Origin of the sequence: Streptomyces sulphureus DSM 40104, assembly GCF_000381025.1 — a bacterium.
Classification (GTDB): Bacteria; Actinomycetota; Actinomycetes; order Streptomycetales; family Streptomycetaceae; genus Streptomyces; species Streptomyces sulphureus.
Map to the genome: position 1 here is coordinate 436,271 of NZ_KB905818.1, position 17,862 is coordinate 454,132.

Here is a 17,862-nt window from a genome sequence, read left to right on the forward strand (position 1 = left end):
TCAACTCGTCGCGCGGTGGCTCCCCTTGCGTGCGCCGGGCATGGGCGAGGTCGCCGCGCGGGTGACGTCCCCGACGAGCTCCACCACATCCGGGCCGTACGCCTGCGAGTTGACGACCTTCAGCAGCAGGCAGAAGTCCCCGTTCTGGCCGTACTTGCGGGCGAGCCGCGCCGAGTTCTTCGTGAGGTACCGGGACGCGGCCTGGTGGGCGACGGTGCGCTGGCCGCAGAAGAGGAAGACGGGACGGATGTCGCCGTTCTGCCCCGCGGTGAGCCGTGCAAGCAGGACGTGCTCGGCGGTACCCGCCTCCAGTCGGTACGTCTCGCTGCCGACGAGGAAAGCGCCCCGGTCGGGACCCGGCGCGGTGTCCGTGTTGACGCGGACCCCCGGCAGGAGCGACTGGAGGTGCTGCGCCATCCGCCGGTTGGCGACAGGGCCGCCGACGCAGAACTCCGTGCGGTCGCCGAAGCCCTGCTGCGCGGCGTCGTGCGCGACGAGGTCGGCGTGCGCGCCGCATTCCTTCACCACGGAGGAGAGTTCGAGGAGCGTGAAGACGTCGTTCCGCGCCACCGCCCACTCGCCGGTCCCCGCGTCCCTGTTGACGACGACCACGCACTCGGAGTTCTGCGGGAGCCCGAAGAAGCGCTGCCTGCGCTGGAGCTTGCGCTGCCACAGATACGTACGGCCGACCCAGCCGAGGACACCGGCGACGACGGCCACGACCACGGCTATCAGGATCTCGCGCAGGTAGTCATCCATGGTGCGGCAGGGTACAGGCGGCGTGCCCACGACAGCCCGGGTCCCTCCCGCGCGCACCGGGAGGATGCCGCGCTCCTCCCGGATCGCGATGAGGCGGGCGCGCGGTACTGACGTGCGCACGGCGAGGGGGCTACGCTGCCAGCCGCCGTGAGCCCGTCGAGAGGAGGCCCGATGCGTCGTCACCGCCGCGCCGGAGCAGAACCGGCACCTTCGCACACCCGCGCGCGCCCTGACCGCGGGCGCCGGGGGAGAGCGGCCGTCACCGCCGCCGTCCTCGTGGGTGCGCTCACCGCGGCGGCGCCCGGCGCCTCCCCGCAGACCCAACCGCCGGACGCGGACGGCAAGAAGCCCGTCGCCACCGGCTACGGCGGCGCCGTCTCCAGCGTCGACGAGGACGCGACCGCCGCCGGTATCGAGGTGCTCCGCAAGGGCGGCAACGCCACGGACGCCGCCGTGGCGACGGCGGCGGCGCTCGGCGTCACGGAGCCGTACTCCGCAGGCGTCGGCGGGGGCGGCTACTTCGTCCACTACTCGGCCGCCACCGGCCAGGTGAGCACCCTCGACGGCCGCGAGACGGCGCCGGCCAGCGCGGACGAGCGGCTTCTCCAGGAGGACGGCGAGCCGATCCCCTTCGACTCGGCGGTCACCAGCGGCCTCAGCGTCGGCACCCCCGGGACGCCGGCGACGTGGCGGAAGGCGCTCGACACCTGGGGCAGCAAGCGCCTCGGCCACGTCCTGCGCCCGGCGGAGAAGCTGGCCCGCGACGGCTTCACGGTCGACGAGACCTTCCGCGAGCAGACCGCCGAGAACGAGGAGCGGTTCCGCGACTTCCCGGCCACGGCCGAACTCTTCCTTCCTGGCGGCGAGTTGCCGAAGGTCGGCACGGTCCTCCGCAACCCCGACCTCGCCCGCACCTACCGGGAGTTGGGCCGCAAGGGCGTCGACGCCGTCTACCGCGGACCGATCGGCGACGACATCGTCCGCACGGTCCGCAAGCCGCCCGTGGCGAAGGACTCCGACCGCGAGGTGCGCCCCGGTGACCTCGACCGCCGGGACCTGCGCGGCTACCGGGCGCTGGAGCAGAAGCCGACCAAGTCCGGCTACCGCGGGCTCGACGTGTACGGCATGGCGCCCTCCTCCTCCGGAGGCATCGCGGTCGGCGAGGCGCTCAACGTCCTCGAACCCACCGACCTCGGCTCCCTCGACGAGCGGGACCACCTCCACCGCTACCTGGAGGCGAGCCGCATCGCCTTCGCCGACCGCGACCGGTGGGTGGCCGACCCCGCGCAGACCGACGTCCCCACCGACGAGCTCCTCTCGCCCGGGTTCGCGGCCTCGCGGGCCTGCCTCATCGACGACGACAAGGCCCTCACCAGCCCCCTCGCCCCCGGCGATCCGCGCGACCCGCAGCCGTGCGGCTCCGCGGGCAAGGGCGCGGAGCCGACGTACGAGGGTGAGAACACCACGCACCTCACCACCGCCGACAAGTGGGGCAACGTCGTCGCCTACACCCTCACCATCGAGCAGACCGGCGGCAGCGGGATCACCGTTCCTGGCCGCGGCTTCCTGCTCAACAACGAGCTCACCGACTTCTCCTTCGCGCAGGCCGACCCGGACGTCCCCGACCCGAACCTGCCGGGACCGTCGAAGCGTCCGCGCTCGTCGATCTCCCCGACGCTCGTCACCGACGGCGGGCGGCCCGTCCTCGCGCTCGGCTCCCCGGGCGGCGCCACGATCATCACCACCGTCCTCCAGACCCTCACCAACCACATCGACCGCGGCATGCCGCTCTCCGAGGCCGTCGCCGCACCCCGTGCCAGCCAGCGCAACGCGGAGCGGACCGAGGCGGAACCGGGCCTGATGGAGAGCGAGGTGCGGGGCCGACTCGAGGACATGGGGCACGAGTTCACGGCGAACCCGGAGATCGGCGCGGCCACGGGCGTGCAACTGCTGCCGCACGGACGGCTGCGAGCGGTCGCGGAGCCCGAACGGCGGGGCGGGGGCTCCGCGATGGTGGTACGGGAGAGCGGGGGGCGCTGAGAGGCGTGACGCCGGTGGCCGTCCGTCCGGGGGCCCTGTTCCCCGACGGCCACCGAGGCGCCCGGCCGCCGTCAACGGCCGGGCGGTGCCGGGGATTTGCCCGGGACGGTGCACCGTCTCCGGGTAGGCGGCGGGACAGATCACCCGCGTCCAACGAGTGGCTTCCGGCGGATGGCGAGCGGGTGGTCCGCAAGCGTCAACTCCCAGCCCTTGCCACGCACTTACGGTGACCGCACCTGCAGCGACACCGCCCCTGCCGCCGCACGTGGTCCGGCCACGCGGACGAAGGGGGCCGCGCACCGAGGCGGGGTCGGTCGGACCTCACCACGCGGTGCGTGGGGCGGGCCTGCCCGGAGTGCCGCGGCGGTACAAGGGTTCCGGAAGGGGCGGCCGGGGCAGGCCGTAGGGATGGCCCTGTCGGATCACGGCACCAACCCCCGTAGTCAGGACGGAGCTTGGGCCGGGGTTCTTGCCAGGTGACATGCCGGGATCTACCGTCGCAATCCCACGCGCATCTACGCGTGTCGTACAGGCAGACGCCCCACGAAGGAGCTGCTGATGCCCGAGGTTGTACGCGCTGCACTGGTGCAGGCCGCTTGGAGCGGCGACACCGAGTCGATGGTCGCCAAACACGAGGAGTACGTCCGCGAGGCCGCCCGGCAGGGCGCCGGGATCATCGGCTTCCAGGAGGTCTTCAACTCCCCGTACTTCTGCCAGGTCCAGGAGGCCGAGCACTACCGCTGGGCCGAGGCGGTCCCCGACGGCGCCACGGTGCAGCGTATGCGCGAAGTGGCGCGGGAGACGGGCACGGTCGTCGTCGTCCCCATCTTCGAGGTGGAGCAGTCGGGTTTCTACTACAACACCGCGGCCGTCATCGACGCCGACGGCACCGTCCTCGGCAAGTACCGCAAGCACCACCTGCCCCAAGTGCAGGGCTTCTGGGAGAAGTTCTACTTCAAGCCGGGCAACCTCGGCTGGCCCGTCTTCGACACCGCCGTCGGCAAGGTCGGCGTCTACATCTGCTACGACCGCCACTTCCCCGAGGGCTGGCGGCAGTTGGGCCTCAACGGCGCCCAGATCGTCTACAACCCCTCGGCCACCTCGCGCGGCCTCTCCGCGTACCTGTGGAAGCTGGAGCAGCCCGCGGCGGCCGTCGCCAACGAGTACTTCATCGCCGCCATCAACCGCGTCGGCACCGAGGAGTACGGCGCCAACGACTTCTACGGTTCCAGCTACTTCGTCGACCCGCGCGGCCAGTTCGTCGGCGACGTCGCCAGCGACAAGGCGGAGGAACTCGTCGTCCGCGACCTCGACCTCGGGCTCATCGAGGAGGTCCGCCACCAGTGGGCCTTCTACCGCGACCGCCGACCCGACGCCTACGAAGGGCTGGTGCAACCGTGACCGACAGCGCCGCCGCGCTCCTCGCCCGCCACCGCTCCGTCCTCCCCGACTGGCTCGCCCTCTACTACGACGAGCCGATCGAGCTCTCGCACGGCGAGGGCCGCCACGTCTGGGACGCCGAGGGCCGCCGCTACCTCGACTTCTTCGGCGGCATCCTCACCACGATGACCGCCCACGCCCTTCCCGAGGTCACCAAGGCGGTGACCGACCAGTCCCAACGCCTCCTCCACTCCTCCACCCTCTACCTCAACCGCCCCATGGTGGACCTCGCGGAGCAGATCGCCGACCTCTCCGGCATCCCCGACGCGCGCGTCTTCTTCACCACCTCGGGCACCGAGGCGAACGACACGGCGCTGCTCCTCGCCACCGCGTACCGCGGCTCCAACCAGGTGCTCGCGATGCGCAACAGCTACCACGGCCGGTCCTTCTCCACCGTCGGCCTCACGGGCAACCAGTCCTGGTCCCCGACGACCTTCTCCCCACTGCACACCCTCTACGTCCACGGCAGCGTCCGCCACCGCGGCCCCTACGCCGACCTCGACGACGCCGCCTACATCAACGCCTGCGTCGCCGACCTGGAGGACGTCCTCGCCCAGACCGGAGGCCGCGTCGCCGCGCTCATCGCCGAACCGGTCCAGGGCGTCGGCGGGTTCACCGCGCCGCCCGACGGCCTCTTCGCCGCCTTCCGCGAAGTCCTCGACCGTCACGGCATCCTGTGGATCACCGACGAGGTGCAGACGGGATGGGGCCGCACCGGCGACCACTTCTGGGGCTGGGAGGCGCACGCCGGCAACGGCCCGCCCGATCTGCTCACCTTCGCCAAGGGCATCGGCAACGGCATGTCGATCGGCGGCGTCGTCGCCCGCGCCGAGGTCATGGACGCGATCGACGGGAACTCGATCTCCACCTTCGGCGGCAGCCCCGTCACGATGGCGGCGGGCAACGCCAACCTCGCCCACCTCCTCGACAACGACCTCCAGAGCAACGCCCGCCGCGTCGGCGCCCTCCTCAAGGAGCGGCTCGAAGCGGAGGCCGAGGGGCTCGGCGTCGTCTCGCAGGTGCGGGGGAGGGGCCTGATGATCGGCGTCGAGCTCGTCGACCCGCGCAGCGGTCAACCAGCGCCGGACGCCGCGTCGTTGGTGCTGGAGGAGGCCCGCAGAGGCGGCCTGCTCGTCGGGAAGGGAGGGGGCCACGGCCACGCGGTCAGCAGCGTGCTGCGCGTCGGGCCGCCGCTGAGCCTCACCGCGGAGGAGGCGGAGGAGGGCGCCGCGATCCTCGGCGCGGCCCTCCGTGCCGCCGAGAGTGCGCTGGGAGGCAATCGATGACAGCTCCGCAGCCTGGCGCCTCCGGAACCCCTGGCCGCACCGCCGTACGCGGCGGCCTCCTCGTCACCGCGAGCGACGAGCTCCACGCCGACCTCCTCATCGAGGACGGGCGCATCGCCGCCGTCGCCGCCCGGCACAGCGACGTCGCCGACGGCTGGCAGGCCGACCGCACCCTCGACGCCACGGGGAAGTACGTACTCCCGGGCGGAGTCGACGCACACACCCACATGGAGATGCCGTTCGGCGGCACCTTCGCCTCCGACGACTTCGAGACCGGCACGAGAGCGGCGGCCTGGGGCGGCACCACCACCATCGTCGACTTCGCACTCCAGACCAAGGGCCGGGCCCTCCGCGAGGGCCTCGACCAGTGGCACGCCAAGGCCGACGGCCGCTGCGCCGTCGACTACGGCTTCCACATGGTCCTCTCCGACGTCACCCCCGAGTCCCTGCACGAGACCGACCTCCTCGTCGAGGAGGGAGTCACCTCCTTCAAGCTCTTCATGGCGTACCCCGGCGTCTTCTACAGCGACGACGGCCAGATCCTCCGCGCCATGCAACGCGCCGCGGACAACGGCGGGTTGCCGATGGTCCACGCCGAGAACGGCATCGCGATCGACGTCCTCGTGGAGCAGGCGCTCGCCGAGGGCCGCACCGATCCGCGGGTCCACGGCGAGGTGCGGCGCGAGCTGCTGGAGGCCGAGGCCACCCACCGGGCGATCCAGCTCGCACGCGTGGCGGGGGCGCCGCTCTACGTCGTGCACGTCTCGGCGGAGAAGGCCCTCGCCGAACTCGCCTCGGCGCGCGACGAGAACCTGCCCGTCTTCGGCGAGACCTGCCCGCAGTACCTCTTCCTCGACGTCGAGAACCTCGCGGAACCCGACTTCGGCGGCGCCAAGTACGTCTGCTCGACGCCGCTGCGGCCCAAGGAGCACCAGGAGGCGCTCTTCCGGGGGCTGCGCACCGACGACCTGCAGGTCGTCTCGACCGACCACTGCCCGTTCTGCTTCTCGGGCCAAAAAGAGTTGGGCCGCGGCGACTTCAGCAAGATCCCGAACGGTATGCCGGGCGTCGAGAGCCGCATGGACCTCCTCCACCAGGCCGTCGTGGAAGGCAAGTTGACGCGCCGGCGCTGGATCGACCTCGCCTGCGCAAGCCCGGCCCGGATGTTCGGCCTCTATCCGAAGAAGGGGACGCTCGCGCCGGGCGCCGACGCGGACATCGTCGTCTACGACCCGCACGCGGAGCAGGTCCTCTCCGCCGAGACCCATCACATGAACGTCGACTACTCGCCGTACGAGGGCAAGCGGATCACCGGCCGCGTCGAGACGGTCCTCTCCCGCGGCACCACCGTCCTCGACCGCGGCGAGTACACCGGCCGGGCCGGGCACGGCCAGTACGTGCCCCGCGGCACCTGCCAACTGCTCGGCTGACGCGCGGGGCCGACCGAGGGCCATCCGGCCGGCCCCGCGCCCCCGACAGCCTCCAAGCGACGGAAAGTTGAGGGACCACGTTGCGCGACGACATGGACTTCGGACTCGTCCTCCAGACCGACCCGCCGGCCTCGGCGACGGTCGCGCTGATGCAGCGCGCGGAGGACCTGGGGTTCGACTACGGCTGGACGTTCGACTCGGCCGTCCTCTGGCAGGAGCCCTTCGTCATCCACAGCCGCATCCTCGCCGAGACGGAACGCCTCCGCGTCGGCCCGATGGTGACCAACCCCGTGACGCGGTCCCTGGAGGTCACCGCGTCGACCTTCGCCACCCTCAACGAGATGTACGGCAACCGCACCGTCTGCGGCATCGGCCGCGGCGACTCGGCCCAGCGCGTGGCGGGACGCCGGCCGACGACGCTCGCCCGCCTCGGTGAGGCGATCTCCACGATCCGCGGACTCGCCGAGGGCCGCGAGGTGTCCATGGACGGCACACCCGTCCGCCTCCCCTGGGTGAAGGACGGCCGCCTGCCCGTATGGATGGCGGCGTACGGGCCGAAGGCGCTCGCCCTCGCCGGCCGCGAGGCGGACGGCTTCATCCTCCAGCTCGCCGATCCCTACCTCACGGCGTGGATGGTCGACGCGGTGCGCACCGCCGCGTCCGATGCGGGCCGCGACCCGCAGGACGTCACCGTCTGCGTGGCCGCGCCCGCCTACGTCACCGCCGACGACAGCCCCGAGGCGCTCGCCCACGCGCGCGAGGAGTGCCGCTGGTTCGGCGGCATGGTCGGCAACCACGTCGCCGACCTCGTCGCCCGCTACGGCCAGAGCTCCGAGGCCGTCCCCGAGGCGCTCACGGCGTACATCGAGGAACGCCGCGGCTACGACTACGCCCACCACGGCCGTGCGGGCAACCCCGACACCGCCTTCGTGCCCGACGCGGTGGTGGACCGCTTCTGCCTCCTCGGCCCGCCCTCGGCCCAGGTCGAACAGCTCGCGGAGCTCCGGGAGCTGGGCGTGGACCAGTTCGCGATGTACGCCATGCACGACGCGCGGGACGCGACGATCGAGGCGTACGGGGCGGAGGTGATCCCGGCGATACGGGGGTGAGCGGCTCGCAGCTCGACGGGCGTGGTGCCCGTGCGTGTGTCGGCTCCCGGAGTGTGCGGCGTCCACCGCACCGTCGGATCGGCGGCCGTGTAGGCGGGACGGCGTGCCCCCCCCGGGGGTGGCGGGGACTGCCGCCGCCCGGCTTCGCCGACTCGGCCTCGTGCGCGGCCGGTTGGAGGGCGGCCGTGCGTGCGAGGCGTGCCGGGTACGGCAGTCGGCGTCCGGTGGCGGGGCGCGGCTTGAGCGGTGCGGCGGTGGTGGGCCGGGTGCGGAACCGTAGTCGTTCCGTCATCGGACGGTGCCCGCGGCGTGTGCGGGGACTGTTCGACTGGAGCGATGGCTTCCGCTCACGCTGTCGTCCCCCGCCCGCGCTCCTCCGCTTCCGGCCGGCGGCGTCCCCGGCTCGTCCGCGGCCTGCTCGTCGGCGTCCTCGCCCTGCTCGGCACCGGCCTCCTCCCGCCGGGCACCGCCGTCGCCGACGAAGGGTCCGACGCACCCGGACTCAAGGCGCCCGACGCGTTCCGCGTCGCGCCCCACGGCGGAAAGCCGCGTCCCGACCGCGAGAAGCGCCTCCTCATCAGGTACGAGCCTGAGGCGCGGACCGGTGAGGACAAAGGGTCGACGCTCACCATGGACGTCACGGACTCCTCCGACGTCCTGCGACTCAAGCAGTACGGCAACGGCTGCTCCGGGTCGGACCGGAAGGTGGTGTGCAGGGTCGGCGAGGCGTACGACAGTTGGACCGACTGGGCCGGAGCGCTGCCGCGCGCGGCGCCGGGCAGCAAGCCGGGCGACACGGGCCGACTCCACGTCGCCTTCCGCGACTCGGAGGGGAAGACGAGCCGGGCGACGACCCGCGTCGAGGTCGGCGGTCCCTCCCTCGCCCTGCGCAAGCAGGGCACCCTCCGCGTAAGCCCGGGCAAGCGGCACGCCGTCGCGCTCGGCGTCCGCAACACCGGCGAGCTGCCGGCGGACGGCTTCGCCGTCACCGCGACGGTGGAAGAGGGGCTGGACCCGGTCCGCCGCTCCCGGACGTGCGACTACTGGTCCCACGGCGGCGCGACGACCGTTACGTGCCGCTTCCCCAAGGCCCGCATCGAACCCGGAGAGGAGGCACACGTCGAGAACTGGCTCGTCCTCCGCGCCTCCCGCACCGCCATGAACGCCTCATTCCGGGCCACCGTCGCACTCCTCGGCAGCGGCGCCGACAACGGGGGCCTCGACGGTACGTCCCGCTCCACGGCGGAGCCCTCCCCGACCGGCACCCCGCGTACCGGTACCGGCACCGCGCTCGCCCCGCAGGTAAGCAAGGCGAGCGCCGGGCGCAAGGAGTACAGCGAGGAGAAGGACGTCTGGACGAAGGTACGCATCGCCAACCGCCCCGACTACGCGGTCGTTTCGAAGGTCTCCGCCGCCGGGGACCGCGGCCGGCGCCTGCGGGTGGGCCTGCGCAACGACGGCTCGGGCGATCCGGGAGGCGGCGCCGGCGTCTCGCTCGTCCTCACGCTGCCGAAGGGGGCCGAGGTACGCAAGCAGCCGATGGAGGAGATCGACGAGGGCACGTTCGAGCCCCTCTGCCGCCACCACGGCCTCACGTACACCTGCCCGTTGAGCGCCGCCTCGCCCGGCGAGACGTCAGCGCTCGACTTCGAGGTGCGCAAGAGCGCAGCCGCGGAGGGCGGAAAGGCCAAGGCCGCCCTCAGGGTGGCCGACACGAAGGCGGACCACGCCGACCCGGACACCGCGAACAACACCCGCACCTTCGACCTGTTCGGCCCGGTGCCCGCCGAGGCCGACCCGGCGTCGGGGCCGGGAACGGGCTCCGTGGTCGTCTACGCGCTCGGCGGGGGAGTGGTCGTCGCGGGGGCGGTCGTGCTGGTGCGGCGGAAGGTGCGGGTGCGGTGAGGCGGGGCGCTGTGCCGGTTCCGGGCCGCCGAAGTGTGCCTGTTCGCCCGGCACTTCAGCCGTGGGCAGTCGGTCGTGTCCGGGCGCAGGCGGGGGGATGGCACGTCCTCGCTGACTCCGGTGTCAGTGGGACCGACCACAATGCTGATCATGACTGACGCAACCTTCGCCGCCTGGCGCGACTTCGCTTTGCAGCACCTGCCCTCCGACATCGCTCAGGAGTGGCTGGGCCTGCTGCGCCCCGCCGTACGCTTGAAGGTCGATGCCGAATCGGACGTCGTCGCCGGGCAGCTCGGCGGGCTTCCCCGACTGCCGGAAGGCCAGGAGTGGCCGGTATGGGAGGGGCACGGGCCGCTGTCGCTCATCGCCTCGGTCGACTGCGCCCAACTGCCTTCCGCGGGCTCGGATCTCCCTCTTCCGAGGGAGGGAACGCTGTTGTTCTTCTTCTTCGACGGTCAGCTTGACGACCACGCGTCCTGGTCCTGGGCGCACGTCCGGGACAGCCGCTCGGGCGCCCGGGTCCTCTACGTACCGGAGGGTGCGGAAGCGCCGGTGCGTGACGCGCCCGCCGAGCTGCGACCGTTCCCGGTTCTGCCGCTGACCGCGCAAGCAATCTTCACGGCGCCCGATGCCTGGCATTCGAGAACACGGGCCGCATTCGCCCCTGAGGTGTCGTACCCGGACGACTACAGCCATCCGGTGAGCGAGGAGGAGTTCGTCGACGCGCTGATCGAGTTCGAGTGTGAGGACGACGCGGACTGCGCGCACCAGATCGGCGGCTACGCCGACGACATCCAAGACCCCGTCGAGAGGGAGGTCGACGAAGAGCACGCCGACGAGTGGGTCCTGTTGGCGCAGTTCGACGGCGAGGACGATGCCGACATGATATGGGGCGACTCCGGGATGCTCTACTGGCTCATCCGTCCTCGGGATTTGGCGGAACTCCGGTTCGACCGGGCCATGTTCACCTGGCAGACATGCTGAGGGGCACTGCCGGGAGGAGTTGACGCGGTGCTCGGATGCGTCTGCGAGCGGTCGTGCAGCAGGCGAGTCTCGCGCACGCGCGTCGTCGCGGGCCTCGCAGCGGACGCGGAAGCAGCCGAGACCGTGGAGGCTGTCCGCCGCCGGCCGGACTCGGGTGGGCCTCGGCACGCCGTCCGGATAGAGTTGCCCAGGTGCCCGAGCTGCAACAGCTACATGCTCGTCATGCCCCGGCGGTGCTGGCCTTCGAGGTGGTGAACCGCGCGTACTTCGCCACCTCGGTGGCCGACCGCGGCGACGACTTCTTCGACCGGTTCACCGACCGGTACAACGCCTTGCTGGCTGAACAGGAGGCCGGCACCTGCGCCTTTCACGTGCTCGTCGCCGAGGACGGCCGGGTGCTCGGCAGGTTCAACCTGGTCGACATCGAGGACCGCACCGCGGAGCTCGGCTACCGGGTCGCCCAGCACGCCACCGGCCGCGGCGTGGCGACCACGACCGTCCGGGAGCTGTGCCGCCTGGCGGCGACGCGTTACGGGCTCCGCACACTGCGGGCGGCCACCGCCCGAAGGAACCTCGCGTCCCAGCACGTGCTGACCAAAGCCGGGTTCGTTCTGGTCGGCCCGGCCGACCCGGCCGACCTCGGTGGTGAGTCCGGCAGTTGGTATCGGCGCGATGTGGAACTCCGGCCGTAGGCCGCTGATTTGCGGGACCATGGGGAAGTCGCGACCAACGCTTCCATGATGAGTGAAGTCCGGAGATCATGCGGTGGCCGCCTGAGCCGTGCCCGTTGGCGGAAGGCGTTCGAAGTTTTAACGGGTGGTTTCGCACGCGAGGAAGTCGGGCGCCGTAATCGATACTCGGGCCGCTGCCCAACATGTCTGGGGCGGAGTTCGTGGTCGCCCCTGCCTGGCCAGGGACTTCGCTCGTGAGCTGGACTACCCCGTAACGCAGCACCGCGACCGGCCGTCGCGAGCGCTCCCTCCGACTGTCGACGCCGAATGCCCACTACCGAGGCAGGAATGCACAGAGCACACCGGTCCGGTGCGGATTCGACATCCCGCCCACGTTGCTCACCAACGACGAGCAGACCGCGCGGGAGTTCGCACGTGAATACGGACCCGTGATCCGTAAACCGCTTCGGAACACCGACTACCAGGACGCCGACGGGCTCCAGAGCTGCAAGGAGTACGCCGACTACGACGCGATCGTCGCCACCTGCGCCGTGCGCGTCGTCCCGCCCTCATGGTTCGGGCAGTTGACGGACGGCGGATCGATCACCACCGCCCTCAGCGGATGGATGCCGGCGGGCGGGCTGATCCGCCTCGTCCTGTACGAGGAAGGCACCGCGCACGGCCGGTTCACCGAGGACACCGTCTCCTACATGCTCGCCAGGCCCCACGGGCGTCCCCGTCCCCGACGTACTTCCGGTTGGGCGGAGACACCCGTACAACCCGTCTCGACCTGGGCCTCCTGGGGCGGTGGGCGGCTTGCTTCGTCGCGCAACTCGCGGCTTTGTCGGGCGAGTTGATGACCACAGTACGGGCACCAGCACGGGCCGCTGCGCCTGTGGGACCAGGTCGAGTCGGCGTTGCTCCGCTGGCACGACGTCGGCGCCCCGTCGCTCGGTGAGTTCGGGATGACGGCCACGCCGTTCGAGCAGACCGTGTGCATCGGCTCCCCGGCGGGGCCGAGTTGGCAACTGCCCGTCTGAACTTCGGGGAGGCCGAGGCTTACTGACGGTTCGAGGACGAGCTCGGAGCCCCCGCAAGCAGCCGATGCAGCAGGCGAGTTGGGCAGACCGACGTGGCGGTCAGCGCGTTCGGCCGCGTCTGTCGAAGACATCGTCCAGCCAGTCGCAGACTTCCTGGGCCAGGCGAGTGGGGTTGTTGGCCTGGCAGTGCGCGTCCGCGCCGGTGGACGCGTCGAGTTCGAGCAGCGTCTTGTCCTCGACGGGGAGTCCGTCGTGCCAGCGGCGGGCCTGATCGATGAAGCCGGGTCCCTCACCGCTGCCCGCGATGGACAGGAAGGCGCATTCGACCCCGGACGGATCGGCCCGGAAGGTGGCGAAGAGTTCGGCCAGTTCTGCCGCCGTGGACAGGCCGGAGCGCCACAGGTACATGAGGAAGCTGCCGTGTACCGCGCCACCGGCGGCGGCCATGGCGTCGAGCGCCTCGACGGGCAGCATGCTGCCACCGTCGTAGAGCGGGGTGCTGGCGACGCAGGCAGCGACGCGGCGTTCGGTCATCACGGCACGGCTGACCATGTAGCCGCCGGCGCTCATGCCCATGAGGGCCAACCTCGCGGGGTGGGTGCCGTAGACGTCGACGAGGTGGTCGATGACCGCTCCGATGGGCCGTTCCGTCTCGCTCATCAGGTGCAGATCCCGCAGGGGGGTGGTGCCCTGGCCTGGCAGGTCCACCATCACCGCGGTGTAGCCACGCCGCCACGCGTTCAGGCCGATGAGGTGGAACACGTCCTCGCGGGTGGTGTCGAGGCCGCCGTGCAGCAGCAGCGTCGGGGCCTCGGGGCCGGCGTCCAGGCGCAGCCCGGGCAGCGACGCGGACCCGAACGGCACCTCCAGGTACGTCAGGGGCAGCTCCGTCAGCCTCGCGGCGTCGGCGAATGCGCTCTCGAACTTACCGATCAGGGCGTCGAACGCCGCAGCGTCCTCGGCGGCGAATTGCCACGCCTGCCGGTAGGCGTAGTACGCCTTCATCAGGACCTCGCCGGCGCTGCGTCGCCGCCCGTGCGCCTCCCATTCCGCGGCCAGGGCGCACTGTGCGTCGCCGTAGGCTTCGAATTCTTTCACCCAGCTCTCTGTATTGCCGTCCTCGATCCGGGAAGCGAGGGCGTACAGTTCGCCCGCGTCCGGGCCGCCTGTCTTGGCGGCGGCCACGGACATCTGGAAGACGAAATCCATGTCGCGGTCGTCGAAACGGTAGTGCATTGCGGCGCTGCTGCGCTGAATCGGCTCCTTGCTCATGAACGCCACGCTAAAGCGGTACGAGCGGCGGAGGGAGGACCGAATCCGCGGGCACGGGGACTGTTCACGCGAGCGTGCCACGCCGATAGGCGTCGGGACCGCAATCGTGCCGCCGGTGGAAAGCGCGACGGAATGCCCGGTCGTCGGAGTAGCCGAGCCGGATCGCGATGGCCCTGACCGGCAGCGCGCTGTTGCGCAGCAGATCGACCGCCCGACTGTCGCGAGCCGTCTCGACCTCGGCCCGCCAGCTCGTTCCGGCTTCGCGCAGGTGCTGCTGCAACATGCGAGGACTGACCGCCAGGTGCCGGGCGGCGGCGTCGAGCGTGACCGGACGGTCGGCGAAACCGTCGGACAGGAAGGCCCGTACTCGCTCGGGCCAGGAGTCGGCGGGCAGCCGCCGCCCGTCCGCGTGCCGGCGCAGCGTCACGGCGAGCATCGGATCGGCTCCGAGCAGCGGTAGGTCGAGGTCCCGGCGCTTCAGCGTGATCGTGGTCGCCGGGCACCCGAAGTCGACGTCGTCCACCCCGAGGATCTCGGTGAGCGCGTGGTGCCGCTTCGGCGCCGGCTGCACGAGACCGACGTGGGTGGGGCGGATGGGGCTTCCGGTGGCGTGCCGGGCCATGGTCAGATGCCAGCTCAGCGCGTAGGTCTCCGCGTGCAGGAAGTGGGGGCCGCCCGGCAGCGTCCGTTCGACGACGGGCCTGCCGCCGCCTTCGGCCCACCCGTACGCACCGCCGGTGGTGGCCACCGAGATGTAGCGGATCGCTGTGTCGAAGGCTGCCGCGAGTGAGTCAGCGGTGAGGAACAGGTAGTCGAACAGGCCCAGCCTGCCGGGCTGGTGGTCACGGCCGAAGTGCGCGCCGAACAGGGGGTCGCCCACCGTTTCGGCAGCCCGGTTCAGCAGATCCATGCCGAGCCGACCCTCCACCCAGCCGGCCGGATCGGTGAGCCGGTCCGTGTCGAGACCGGTTGCGCGAGCCAGTCGGCGGCTGTCGACTCCCATTCTGGACAACAGGTCCAGGAGCACTCGGGGCCCGGCCACGGAAATGGCGCCCAAGCTCGATGACGGCGACCCGCCGCCACGGGGAGAGCTCATCGGATCACCCACTGTGCCTTTTCGCCTCATGCATGCATAAACAGCGTGCCCCACGGCCTTGACGGGTCGTCGTGGGCGTTCCTTTGTGTGACCGCGTTTGTCAGGAAGGCCGTGCCGCCACGCATTCTCCCCACGCTACACGCCGTGCGATCAGTGCCGCTCACGGGCCGCTTCTCGTGTATTGGGGTCGCCGCTCCCTTGCCGTGCTCGGGCCTTTCTTGCTGTCGGTTCCAGAGTGCGCTACAAGGCACTTGGTTGTGTGACGCGGTAACGGCGGACTTTCTCCGCGGTCGGATGCTCTTGTGCCTGATGGCTTATGGCAAGGTGCGGCTCGACGGCTCCGGGAACGGGCCGAGGCGGGGAGTCCGCCGACGCCTGCACGAGGTACTTCGCCGACCGCGGCTACGACTACGAGCCGCACGCCGACCCGGCCCATCGGCGCTGCCCGCTCCGGACCCGGGACGAGGACACCGGGCCCGGAGCGGAGTCTCAGCGGCGCCCCGTGCGGCGGTAGACCCGCAGGCGTTCGGGCGGCCGGAGGAGTTGCAGGCGGCCGTTGTCGAGGTGGAGGACGCGGCCGCGGCCGGAGCTGCCGGGGGAGTAGAGGTCGAGGACGGTGCACCACCGTCCGCCGTGGAGGACGCGGTCGCCGCGGCGCACGTCGAACGGGCCCAGGCCGTTGGGCACTTCGTACCAACCTGTGCGGAGCATGGTGGGTTCCTAGAGGTAGATCTGGACGTTGCAGTCGGCGCAGCGCTTGCCGTCGGGGGTCAACTTGCGGTGGATGCAGGCTGGTTGCTTCGGTTGCGGTTTCGGTTTCGGTGTCGGCTGTCGTTTCTTCTGCACGTCACGCTCCCGTCCGGGTGAGCCAGGCGGCACACAGCACGAAGCCGATGCCTGCGGCGATGGAGAAGAGGAAGAGCGGGCCCGCGCATGCGCCGATGCGGCGGCGCACGGCGTGCGCGGCCCGGGTCACAGCCACTCGCCGGGGACGGCGCGGTAGGGGCGGGTGACGTGTTCGCGGTACGTCAAGTGCTCGGGGTGTGCGCGGAGATGGGCCGGAATCCACTCGTGCGCTGTGCCGGGGTCGTCGCTTCGGGGGCCGGTAGCGGCGCAGACGGCGCACTCCAGCGCGTACGAGTGCGGCTCGGCGTCGGGTTCGGCGTCGCGGACGATGCCGAACCTGCGGAAGCGGTAGGCCGTGCTGGTTCGGGGCATGCTTGATCACCCTGTAGGCGGGAGGGGTGCGGTGGTGTGCTCACCTGCGTGCCGACGGGCCTGCCGTGACGGTTCGTCCGTGGAGGCCGGACGGCCGCTACTGCATCAACTCCGTCGCAGGGGAGGGAATGCGGATTCTTCAGTCCGAGGGATGAGGAGCGTTCCTGGTGAGCGTGGCGGCGCGGCAGCATGGAGTCGTGTCTGCGGCCGGAAACCGCTGGTGTGCGCGTCTGTGTTCGGACGCGGCGCGGTCTTGTCTCCTCGCGGGATACCGGCAGTTGACATTTCTCTGGCTCCGCTCTGTAGCGACACCACTACCAGGGCGATTCAGCGTGGCTTACGGTGGGCCACTACTCAACTTGTCAGCCGTGCACGGAAAGTTGGTGACACGCCCTGAACCGCAAGGACTTGAACCCCGAAGTCAGCCCGCAGGCTGCGTTCGGTGCACGACTGCGCAGGTCGCGCGAGGCGCGGGTCTGGAAGCAGGACGAGTTGGGCGAGCGGATGGGTTATTCCAGCACGCACATCTCGGCCGTCGAAACTTCTCGGAAGCTTCCTACCTTGCGCTTTTCGCGCAGTGCCGACAAGGCATTCGGCCTCGAAGGCACGGCTGACACATTCGAGCGCCAGTGGCGCGAGATCCGGCACGGCAGCCTGCTGGAGGGGTTTCCGGAGTTCGTGGGACACGAGGGCCGGGCGGTGGAGATCCGGCTGTACGAGGTGGGCGTGATGCCGGGGCTGCTTCAGACGCCGGAGTACGCAGCCGTGATTGCCGAAAGTGCCGTGAAACGGGGAGCGATCACGGCTGAGCAGGCAAGCGAACGGATCGCGCTCGTAGCGGAACGACAAGCCGCGCTCGTGCGAAGGTCCCCACCGTTGGTATTCGTCATGCTGGATGAAAGCTGTGTCCGTCGGCCCGTCGGTGGTCGGGGCGTAATGTCGGCGCAGTTGGACTCGCTGTTGGAGTTCGCCGAGCGGCCGAACACGGTTCTCCAGGTAGCACCATTCGACATGGGGGAGCGTCGGCCGCTCAGGCTGCCGATAACCGTGCTGACGCTGCCTGATCGTGCGCTCGTGTCGTATGCGGAGTCCGCACAGCACGGGCATCTTGAGCGCGACAACAAGTTCGTGCTCCCCATGCTGACGTCCTACCATCAGCTACAGGCCGACGCGCCCTCCCAGGCGCAGTCTGTGGACATGATCAACCAGCTACGAAAGGGCACTCCGTGATGACCGAATCTCTCCGGTGGTTCAAGTCCTCCTACAGTGACAACGGTGGTCAGTGCGTCGAGTGGGCTCCAGGTCAGGTGTCGGAGGGCGCTGTCCCGGTGCGGGACTCGAAGATCATGGAGGGTCCGGTGCTGGCGTTCCCTTCCGTTGCGTGGCAGAGCTTCGTGCGTGATGTCGCCGACGGGCGGTTCGGCGCGTAGGTCGTTGACTCCGGCCGCTGCCTGTGAGAGGTGGAAAGTGCCCTGGCTGCCGATGAGTTGGTGGTTGCAGGGCACTTAGGCGTTGCCGGGTGTGCGCACGTGTGCGCCGCACCGGATGCGGGCATGCCCTCGGACGAGGGCGGTCGCCCTCATTGGTGCCTGGCGCCGTGATCAGGCAACTG

General features: G+C 70.8%; 18 protein-coding genes. 12 read left to right on the top strand and 6 right to left on the bottom strand.

The genetic code is table 11. The features are described from left to right. On the bottom strand, nucleotides 1–759 hold the full coding sequence (locus F603_RS0119155) for a hypothetical protein (RefSeq protein WP_026328552.1): 759 nt from the start codon (nucleotides 757–759) through the stop codon (nucleotides 1–3). A 171-nt stretch (nucleotides 760–930) separates the two neighbouring features. Here F603_RS0119155 and ggt point away from each other — a divergent pair, with 171 nt between their 5' ends. The 10 genes from ggt to F603_RS36580 all read left to right on the top strand — a co-directional run bounded on the left by ggt (nucleotide 931) and on the right by F603_RS36580 (nucleotide 12,664). Beyond that, entirely contained in the window at nucleotides 931–2,799 is a 1,869-nt protein-coding gene (gene ggt, locus F603_RS0119160; protein ID WP_019547598.1) for a gamma-glutamyltransferase, read from the top strand. Nucleotides 2,800–3,357: 558 nt separating this feature from the next. Next, nucleotides 3,358–4,200: a nitrilase-related carbon-nitrogen hydrolase gene (locus F603_RS0119165; protein WP_019547599.1), complete on the top strand. Its 843-nt coding sequence runs from the start codon at nucleotides 3,358–3,360 to the stop codon at nucleotides 4,198–4,200. Next, nucleotides 4,197–5,525, top strand: a complete 1,329-nt coding sequence (locus F603_RS0119170; protein WP_019547600.1) for an aspartate aminotransferase family protein — start codon at nucleotides 4,197–4,199, stop codon at nucleotides 5,523–5,525. The genes F603_RS0119165 and F603_RS0119170 overlap by 4 nt, the downstream gene beginning before the upstream one ends. Further along, the gene (hydA, locus tag F603_RS0119175; protein WP_019547601.1) at nucleotides 5,522–6,955 is read left to right on the top strand and encodes a dihydropyrimidinase; all 1,434 of its coding nucleotides are present in this window, start codon (nucleotides 5,522–5,524) and stop codon (nucleotides 6,953–6,955) included. Before F603_RS0119170 ends, hydA begins: the two co-directional genes overlap by 4 nt. Before the next feature lie 92 nt (nucleotides 6,956–7,047). Then, entirely contained in the window at nucleotides 7,048–8,064 is a 1,017-nt protein-coding gene (locus tag F603_RS0119180; protein WP_019547602.1) for a TIGR03842 family LLM class F420-dependent oxidoreductase, read from the top strand. A 336-nt stretch (nucleotides 8,065–8,400) separates the two neighbouring features. Further along, nucleotides 8,401–9,969, top strand: a complete 1,569-nt coding sequence (locus F603_RS32400) for a hypothetical protein (RefSeq protein ID WP_051096263.1) — start codon at nucleotides 8,401–8,403, stop codon at nucleotides 9,967–9,969. A gap of 150 nt (nucleotides 9,970–10,119) precedes the next feature. After that, nucleotides 10,120–10,953 carry a YwqG family protein gene (locus tag F603_RS0119190; protein WP_106431353.1) on the top strand — a complete coding sequence of 278 codons (834 nt, stop codon included), beginning with the start codon at nucleotides 10,120–10,122 and terminating at the stop codon, nucleotides 10,951–10,953. A gap of 191 nt (nucleotides 10,954–11,144) precedes the next feature. Continuing rightward, nucleotides 11,145–11,645 (top strand): GNAT family N-acetyltransferase, encoded by a 501-nt coding sequence (locus F603_RS0119195; RefSeq protein ID WP_026328555.1) that lies wholly within the window; start codon nucleotides 11,145–11,147, stop codon nucleotides 11,643–11,645. Between the two features lie 374 nt (nucleotides 11,646–12,019). Next, a complete protein-coding gene (locus tag F603_RS34175) occupies nucleotides 12,020–12,481 on the top strand; it encodes a hypothetical protein (RefSeq protein WP_026328556.1) in 462 nt (153 codons plus the stop codon). A 60-nt stretch (nucleotides 12,482–12,541) separates the two neighbouring features. Further along, complete coding sequence (locus F603_RS36580) at nucleotides 12,542–12,664, top strand: hypothetical protein (RefSeq protein ID WP_019547605.1); 123 nt, start codon at nucleotides 12,542–12,544, stop codon at nucleotides 12,662–12,664. A gap of 99 nt (nucleotides 12,665–12,763) precedes the next feature. Here the strand turns inward: F603_RS36580 and F603_RS32410 are convergent, their stop codons facing one another. The 5 genes from F603_RS32410 to F603_RS0119230 form a co-directional block, all read right to left on the bottom strand. Next, nucleotides 12,764–13,936 carry an alpha/beta hydrolase family protein gene (locus F603_RS32410; protein WP_158678657.1) on the bottom strand — a complete coding sequence of 391 codons (1,173 nt, stop codon included), beginning with the start codon at nucleotides 13,934–13,936 and terminating at the stop codon, nucleotides 12,764–12,766. A gap of 64 nt (nucleotides 13,937–14,000) precedes the next feature. Then, complete coding sequence (locus F603_RS33525; RefSeq protein WP_078503696.1) at nucleotides 14,001–15,062, bottom strand: AraC family transcriptional regulator ligand-binding domain-containing protein; 1,062 nt, start codon at nucleotides 15,060–15,062, stop codon at nucleotides 14,001–14,003. Nucleotides 15,063–15,521: 459 nt separating this feature from the next. Beyond that, complete coding sequence (locus F603_RS0119220) at nucleotides 15,522–15,743, bottom strand: hypothetical protein (RefSeq protein ID WP_019547608.1); 222 nt, start codon at nucleotides 15,741–15,743, stop codon at nucleotides 15,522–15,524. Between the two features lie 136 nt (nucleotides 15,744–15,879). After that, on the bottom strand, nucleotides 15,880–16,008 hold the full coding sequence (locus tag F603_RS36265) for a hypothetical protein (protein WP_019547609.1): 129 nt from the start codon (nucleotides 16,006–16,008) through the stop codon (nucleotides 15,880–15,882). Continuing rightward, nucleotides 16,005–16,250, bottom strand: coding sequence for a DUF7848 domain-containing protein (locus F603_RS0119230; RefSeq protein WP_019547610.1), 246 nt, complete (start codon nucleotides 16,248–16,250; stop codon nucleotides 16,005–16,007). Before F603_RS0119230 ends, F603_RS36265 begins: the two co-directional genes overlap by 4 nt. 393 nt (nucleotides 16,251–16,643) lie before the next feature. Here F603_RS0119230 and F603_RS0119235 point away from each other — a divergent pair, with 393 nt between their 5' ends. Continuing rightward, nucleotides 16,644–17,480 carry a helix-turn-helix domain-containing protein gene (locus F603_RS0119235; protein ID WP_026328557.1) on the top strand — a complete coding sequence of 279 codons (837 nt, stop codon included), beginning with the start codon at nucleotides 16,644–16,646 and terminating at the stop codon, nucleotides 17,478–17,480. Beyond that, entirely contained in the window at nucleotides 17,480–17,680 is a 201-nt protein-coding gene (locus F603_RS0119240) for a DUF397 domain-containing protein (RefSeq protein WP_078503699.1), read from the top strand. The genes F603_RS0119235 and F603_RS0119240 overlap by 1 nt, the downstream gene beginning before the upstream one ends. Nucleotides 17,681–17,862: the final 182 nt, after the last annotated feature.